6 protein-coding genes are annotated in these 7,355 nt (G+C 68.6%); 5 read left to right on the top strand and 1 reads right to left on the bottom strand.

The annotated features are described in order from the left end of the window. Window positions 1-1,397 (bottom strand): amino acid permease (locus ACFQ36_RS18850; RefSeq protein WP_377016403.1); only part of this gene is annotated, 1,397 nt, incomplete at its 3' end. 530 nt (window positions 1,398-1,927) lie between these two features. Between ACFQ36_RS18850 and ACFQ36_RS18855 the strand changes: the two genes are divergently transcribed. The 5 genes from ACFQ36_RS18855 to ACFQ36_RS18875 form a co-directional block, all read left to right on the top strand. Continuing rightward, window positions 1,928-2,623 (top strand): FadR/GntR family transcriptional regulator, encoded by a 696-nt coding sequence (locus ACFQ36_RS18855; protein ID WP_377016411.1) that lies wholly within the window; start codon window positions 1,928-1,930, stop codon window positions 2,621-2,623. An 86-nt stretch (window positions 2,624-2,709) separates the two neighbouring features. Next, a complete protein-coding gene (locus tag ACFQ36_RS18860; protein WP_377016413.1) occupies window positions 2,710-3,705 on the top strand; it encodes an asparaginase in 996 nt (331 codons plus the stop codon). 47 nt (window positions 3,706-3,752) lie between these two features. Then, complete coding sequence (locus tag ACFQ36_RS18865; RefSeq protein ID WP_377016405.1) at window positions 3,753-5,156, top strand: aspartate ammonia-lyase; 1,404 nt, start codon at window positions 3,753-3,755, stop codon at window positions 5,154-5,156. A 53-nt stretch (window positions 5,157-5,209) separates the two neighbouring features. After that, on the top strand, window positions 5,210-6,721 hold the full coding sequence (locus tag ACFQ36_RS18870; RefSeq protein WP_377016407.1) for an amino acid permease: 1,512 nt from the start codon (window positions 5,210-5,212) through the stop codon (window positions 6,719-6,721). Window positions 6,722-6,943: 222 nt separating this feature from the next. After that, on the top strand, window positions 6,944-7,355 hold a 412-nt coding region (locus tag ACFQ36_RS18875), incomplete at its 3' end, for a 4Fe-4S domain-containing protein (protein ID WP_377016409.1).

The following is a 7,355-nucleotide window of genomic DNA, read 5'->3' on the forward strand; positions in this document are numbered from 1 at the left end:
TCCGTCGCCGCGGGCCCTGCCGGCCGCCCGCGGTAGCGCCGGAGGTCGATGGCGGCGACGGCGGCGGCCAGCAGCGCGGAGAGCAGCAGCGACTCCCGGGTGCTTTCCAGGATGACCATGCCGACCAGCAGCGCCACAATGCTGCCGATGGCCAGCCAGGTCAGGTAGGGGAAGAACCACATCTTCAGGGTGAGCTGCTTCGCCTGAGCGCCCAGGCGGCGGCGCAGGATCAGCTGCGAGAACGCGATGACGAGCCAGACGAACAGCGCGATGGCGCCGGAGGTGTTCACCAGGAAGAGGAAGACCGTATCCGGGGCGATGTAGTTCAGGCCCACGGTGATGAAGCCGACCACGGTCGAGGCGAGCACGGCCGTGGCCGGGACGCCGCGCCCGGAGATCCGGCTCCAGGCGCGCGGGGCGTCGCCGCGGGTGGACAGAGAGAACAGCATGCGGCTGGCGGTGTAGAGGCCCGAGTTCAGGCAGGAGAGTACCGAGGTCAGCACGATCACGTCCATGATCACGCCGGCGCCGGGGATGCCGTAGAGCTCCATGACGGCCACATACGGGCTCTTGGCCACCGAGGTGCTGTTCCACGGCAGCAGCGTCACCACGATGGCGATGGAGCCGATGTAGAACAGGAGGATGCGCCAGACGGTGGAGCGCACGGCCTTCCGGACCGCGGTGACCGGGTCGGCGGACTCGCCGGCGGCGATGGTGGCGATTTCGGCACCGAAGAAGGCAAAGACCACCACGAGGATGCCGGCGAGGACGGCGGCGCCGCCGTTGGGGAAGAAACCGCCCTGGCCGGTCAGGTTGGCCAGGCCCGGGGCGTCGACGCCGGGGATCAGGCCGGCAATGGCGGCCACGCCGAACAGCAGGAAGCCGACAATGGCGGCCACCTTGACCGAGGCAAACCAGAACTCGAATTCGCCGAAGGACTTCACCGACGCCACGTTGGTCAGCGTCAGCAGGACCATCAGCACCAGCGCCCAGATCCACTGGTCAACGCCCGGGACCCAGCGGTGCATGATGGCCGCACCGGCGGTGGCCTCGATGCCCAGCACGATGATCCAGAACCAGGCGTAGAGCCAGCCGATGCTGAAGCCGGCCCAGCGGCCCAGGGCCTTGTCGGCGTAGGCGGAGAAGGAGCCGGTCTCGGGGTGGGCCGCGGCCATTTCGCCCAGCATCCGCATCACCAGGATCACGACCAGGCCGGCGGCCGCGTACGCGACGAGGATGCCGGGACCGGCCTGCCGGATCGCGGCGCCGGAACCGACGAACAGGCCGGCACCGATCACGCCGGCGATGGCAATCATGGACAGGTGCCGGGGCTTGAGCGACTTGGCCAGGCCGGGTTCCCCGGCCTGGCCAACCTCGGCGGGCGCGTCAGGGCGCATGCTGTTTCTCCTGTTTGAAGACACGTTCTTCCTTATGGCCTTGTGGCCGGTCGTGGACGCTAGTCGGTTTCGGGTCCGGTGCAATAAAGGCACATCGGATCCGCACAGGCGACGTCGTCAAGGCCGTTTGCGTTGAAAACCTGGATCAGGCCCTTGGTGGCGGCTGCGGTCGGGACCGACTGCCGGTAATCCTGCATGGGAATGCCTCTTTCTTTTCCAGGACGTGCCAGCTCCGCTCCCTGCGCTGCCGGCCGGACGCCTTCCGCCGTGGCTGCACCGGATGCCGGTGCAGGCGGACTGCCGATGATTTACCAGTATCCTGTCGTCTGCCGGTTAGAAAAAGCGATGATATGTGAGCAGTATTGGTTAGATTTGCCCACGAATTGCGGATCCTGCCCCGCCGGCGGCACCGGAAGTTGCTGCGGGCCGCGGTGCCAGGCCGCCGCCTTCGACGCCGTGGTCCAAGCTGCAGGCTGAAGGCCAGGGGCTGCCGATTGACAGGCGGTATGATCTGTGTCATCTTTTTGTGCGTGAACCTGTCAGACAGCTGGACAGCAGGACAGCGCATCGAGAGAGTAAGCGCTGCCGAGGCCGTGTTCGGCTCCCTTCGCAAAGCCATCGAGGACGGGCAGCTTCCCATCGGGACGCGGCTGAGTTCCGAGGCGGTGCTGGCCCAGCAGTACGGAGTCAGCAGGTCGGTGGTCCGGGAGGCCCTGCGCTCCTGCGCATCGCTGGGCCTGACCGAAACCCGGACCGGCAGGGGCACCTTCGTGATAGCCGACCGCGTGGGCGGCGACCTGGCGCTGGGGCAGTATTCGGCGCGGGAGCTGACCGAGGCCCGGCCGCACATCGAGGTCCCTGCCGCCGGTCTTGCGGCGCGGCGCCGCAGCGAGGATGAGCTGCAGCTGCTCCGCGACATCGTGGCAGCCATGGACCGCGAAGAGGACCCGCAGGCCTGGGTGGCGCTGGACGCCGCGTTCCATGCCGCGATCGCCCGGACCAGCGGCAACCGCGTCTTCGAGAAGGTTGTGGCCGATATCCGCGACGCGATGGCCAAGCAGTCCGGAACCCTGAACATGGTGGCCGGGCGGAAGGAAGATTCGGATGCTGAGCACCGGGAAATCCTGACCGCAATCGAAGCGGGATCGCCTGACCAGGCCTGCGAAGCCATGCGCCGGCACCTTGCCGCGGTGGGCGCTGCCCTTGACCGGGTACTGCACCGCTGACGCCGGCCCGCCCCTGCCATCCGGCGGGGTGCGTTGTTCCCCGATTTCGGCCGGCCAACACGGGCCAGCCACCACGAACCAAAGGTATTTTTGTGCTCCAATCCCTTGCAGCGGACCCGGCCACCGCGCGGCCCGCCCACGTGCCCGTTGCGGAACAAACCCGCGGCGGCCTGGTGGAAAGCGTCCACTATGGCTCGGTGATCGCGCTGGCGCCCGACGGCGGCACGCTCTTTTCTGCCGGAGATCCCCTGGCGCTGTTCTACCCGCGGTCGTCGCTCAAACCGCTGCAGGCCGTGGCGATGGTCCGTGCAGGGCTTCGGCTGCCGCCGGAATTGCTGGCCCTGTCCGCTGCCAGCCACTCCGGCTCCCCGATGCACCAGCAGGGGGCCGAACGGATCCTGGGCCTGCACGGACTGGACGAGGAATCCCTGGCAAACACCGCGGACCTTCCCTACGGCCGCGCTGAAGGCGAAGACTGGCTGCGCCGCGGCGGCACGGCCGGCCGGCTCGCGCAGAACTGTTCGGGCAAGCACGCGGCCATGCTGGCCACCTGCGTCATCAACGGCTGGCCCGCGTCCGGGTACCTGGAGCCGTCGCATCCGCTGCAGCAGGTGATTGCCGGCGTCGTCGGCGAGCTCACCGGCGAGGACCTGGACACGATCAGCACCGACGGCTGTGGAACGCCGCTGTTCGCGGTGACGCTGCGCGGCATGGCCCGGGCCTTCGGGCTGATCGCTTCCGCCGCCCCGGGCACGGCCGAGGCAACGGTGGCCGCGGCGATGCGGACGCATCCGGAACAGGTGGCCGGTGAAGGGCGGGATGTCACCGCGCTGATGCGCCAGGTGCCGGGGCTGCTGGCCAAGGACGGCTTCGAAGGCCTCCAGCTGGCGGGACTGCCGGACGGGCGTTCCCTCGCAATCAAGATCGCCGACGGGTCGGACCGTGCCCGGCTGCCGGTCACCCTTTATGCCCTGGCGCTGATGGGCCTGGACAGCAACTCGCTCGCAGGCCTGGAGCCGCAACCGGTCCTGGGCGGCGGGCGGCCGGTGGGCGCGCTGCACGCCGTCGATTTCACCCGATAACCATATTCCCGCGACAACGACGTCACCTACAAACCGAAGGATCCTTCATGAGTGCTGCCTCTTTCCGCACCGACCATGACCTGCTCGGGGAGCGCGATATCCCGGCGGACGCCTACTGGGGCGTACACACCCTGCGGGCGGTGGAGAATTTCCCGATCACCGGCCAGCCCCTGTCCACCAACGCCCAGCTGGTCCGCGGCCTGGCCGCCGTGAAGCTGGCCGCGGCCCGCACCAACCAGGAGCTGGGCCTGCTCGACGCCGTCCGGGCCGACGCCATTGCCGAAGCCTGCCGGGAAATCCTCGACGGCAGGCTGCACGACCAGTTCATTGTCGATGTCATCCAGGGCGGTGCCGGCACCTCGTCCAACATGAACGCGAACGAGGTCATCGCCAACCGGGCGCTGGAGCTCCTGGGCCATGAAAAGGGCGACTATGACCGGCTGCACCCCAACGACCATGTCAACCTGAGCCAGTCCACCAACGACGTCTACCCCACGGCCGTCCGCGTGGCCACCATCCTCGGCGTGCGCGGACTGCTCGACGCTTTGGAAACCATGGAGGAGGCCTTCGCGGCCAAGGCGGCCGAGTTCCGCACCGTGGTCAAGATGGGCCGGACCCAGCTGCAGGACGCCGTGCCGATGACCCTGGGCCAGGAGTTTGGCACCTACGCGGTCACCGTGGGCGAAGACCGCCAGCGGCTGGCCGAGGCCGGGCTGCTGATCCACGAGATCAACCTGGGCGCCACCGCCATCGGCACCGGCCTGAATGCCCCGGCCGGGTACAGCGCCGCGGCGTGCCGGCACCTGGCCGAGGTCACCGGCCTGCCGCTGGTGACCTCGGTGGACCTGATCGAGGCCACCCAGGACGTGGGCGCGTTCGTGCACCTGTCCGGGGTGCTCAAGCGCGTGGCGGTCAAGCTGTCCAAGATCTGCAACGACCTGCGCCTGCTCTCCTCCGGCCCGCGCGCCGGACTGGGCGAAATCAACCTGCCGGCCGTGCAGTCGGGCTCCTCCATCATGCCGGGCAAGATCAACCCGGTCATCCCGGAAGTCGTCAGCCAGGTCGCCTACGAGGTGGTCGGCAACGACGTCACCATCAGCATGGCCGCCGAATCGGGCCAGCTGCAGCTGAACGCCTTCGAGCCGATCATCGTCCACAGCCTGGACAAGAGCATTTCCCACCTGGAGAACGCCTGCCGCACCCTGACCGAACGCTGCGTGCGCGGCATCAGCGCCAACACCGAGCACCTGCGGCTCTCCGTCGAAGGGTCCATCGGCCTGGTCACCGCCCTGAACCCGCACCTGGGCTACGCCGCCGCCACCGCCATTGCCCAGGAAGCCCTGGCCACTGGCCGCGGCGTGGCCGACCTGGTGCTCGAGCGCCGGCTGCTCTCCGGCGGCCGGCTCGAAGAACTGCTCCAGCCCGAACGGCTGGCCAATCTCAGCAACTGAGGCCCCTCCATCAACAGCCTCTGCCCGACCCCTCATCCCCACCAAGGACCGTCATGACACTCTCCCTCAAGGGACTGCGCCACCGCGCACCCTCCGACGACAGGCATACCCCGGAGGCAGCCCTGCACGCCGAGGACCGCGGCTACCACAAGAACCTCAAACCCCGGCAGGTCCAGATGATCGCCATCGGCGGTGCCATCGGCACCGGCCTGTTCATGGGCGCCGGCGGCCGCCTGGCCAACGCCGGCCCGGCCCTGGTGCTCACCTACGCGGTCTGCGGCTTCTTCGCCTTTTTGATCCTGCGGGCCCTGGGCGAACTGATCATGCACCGGCCCTCCTCCGGCTCCTTCGTCTCCTACGCCCGGGAGTTCTTCGGCGAGAAGGCGGCCTTCGCCACCGGGTGGCTGTACTGGCTGAACTGGGTGATGACCGCCATCGTCGACGTCACCGCCGTCGCGCTGTACATGAACTTCTTCGCCAAATACTGGGCGCCCATCGGCGGTGTCCCGCAGTGGGTCTTCGCCCTGTGCGCGCTGCTGCTGGTCCTGGGCCTGAACCTGGTCTCCGTGAAGGTCTTCGGCGAACTCGAATTCTGGTTCGCGCTGATCAAGGTCGTTGCGCTGACGGCCTTCCTGCTGCTGGGCGTCTACTTCGTCATCTTCGGCACCCCGGTCGAAGGCCATGAGGTCGGCTTCAGCCTGATTTCGGGCAACGGGGGCATCTTCCCCGCCGGCCTCATGCCCGCCATCGTCGTCATCCAAGGCGTGGTGTTCGCCTACGCCTCGATCGAGCTGATCGGCACCACGGCCGGCGAGACCCGGAACCCGGAGAAAGTCATCCCGCGCGCCGTCAACACCGTGGTGCTGCGCATTGCCGTGTTCTACGTCGGCTCGCTGGTACTGCTTTCCCTGCTGCTGCCCTATACCGCGTACAAGGCCGGTGAAAGCCCGTTCGTCACGTTCTTCGGCACCATCGGGGTGACCGGGGTGGACGCGATCATGAACCTGGTGGTCCTCACCGCGGCGATGTCCTCCCTCAATGCCGGGCTCTACTCCACCGGGCGCATTCTGCGCTCGATGGCCGTTGCCGGCTCCGCCCCGCGCTTTGCGGCCCGCATGAACAAGTCGGGCGTGCCCTACGGCGGCATCGCGCTGACCGCGGTGATCGCCCTGCTCGGCGTGGTCCTCAACGCGGTAGTGCCCGCCCAGGCCTTCGAGATCGTGCTCAACGCCGCAGCCATCGGCATCATCAGCGCCTGGGGCATGATCGTGCTGTGCCAGCTGAAACTGACGCACTGGGCCAGGACCGGCACCGCCAAGCGTCCGTCCTTCCGGATGCCCGGCGCCCCGGTCACCGGTTACCTCACGCTGGCCTTCCTGCTGGCGGTCCTTGTCCTGATGGCGTTCGATTCCCCGGTAGGCACCTGGACCGTGGCCTCGCTGGCCATCATCATCCCGCTGCTCATCCTGGGCTGGTACCGCTGCCGCGACCGCATCCATGCCATCTCGGCGCAGAGGGAAGCGCACCGGGAAGAGGCCGAAGCCCGGGCGCACCTGGTCCCGTAGAACAGGCCGCGCAACCCCTGAACGGCAAAAGCCCGACGGCGGCACCCACCGGGTGCCGCCGTCGTCGTTATTGTTGGGCGCCGCAGCGTCCGCCAGGGGCCAGGATGCACAGCCGGGGCGCCGGGGCCGGCCCCTTCCGCTGCCCGTGCATCGGGCCTAGACTCGACTCACTTCATCAACCCGGACAGGGGCGGGCGGACGCCCGCACGCGGAAGAAAACCGATGCGACTCGTCGTCGACCTCACCAAGTGCCAGGGCTACGGGCAGTGCGCCTTCCTCGCCCCGGACGTTTTCACCATGCAGGGGGACGAGGCACTGGTCTACGATCCGGGGCCCGACGACGGGCAGCGCCGGCGGATCCTGCGGGCCGCGGCCTCCTGCCCGGTGCAGGCCATCCAGCTTGACGGCGCGGCCGCCCCCGTGTCCGCGCACGACGACGGCGATGGCTTCCGGCGGACCGGCCGGATCGTCATCGTGGGTGCCTCGCTGGCGGGGTTGCGGGCCGCGGAGCGGCTGCGCGAGGAAGGATTCGCCGGAGCCCTGACCCTGGTCGGCGACGAGCTGCACGAACCCTACGACCGGGTGCCGCTGTCCAAGCAGGTGCAGTCCGGCCGGGTGCGGCCGGACCGCACCG

This window comes from Arthrobacter sp. GCM10027362, from assembly GCF_042679445.1.
Classification (GTDB): Bacteria; Actinomycetota; Actinomycetes; order Actinomycetales; family Micrococcaceae; genus Crystallibacter.

What these genes read in the sequence shown, in the direction of transcription:
- ACFQ36_RS18865 (WP_377016405.1), top strand. Translation starts at nt 3,753, where the DNA reads ATGAGTGCTGCCTCTTTCCGCACCGACCATGACCTGCTCGGGGAGCGC.
- ACFQ36_RS18870 (WP_377016407.1), top strand. Translation starts at nt 5,210, where the DNA reads ATGACACTCTCCCTCAAGGGACTGCGCCACCGCGCACCCTCCGACGAC.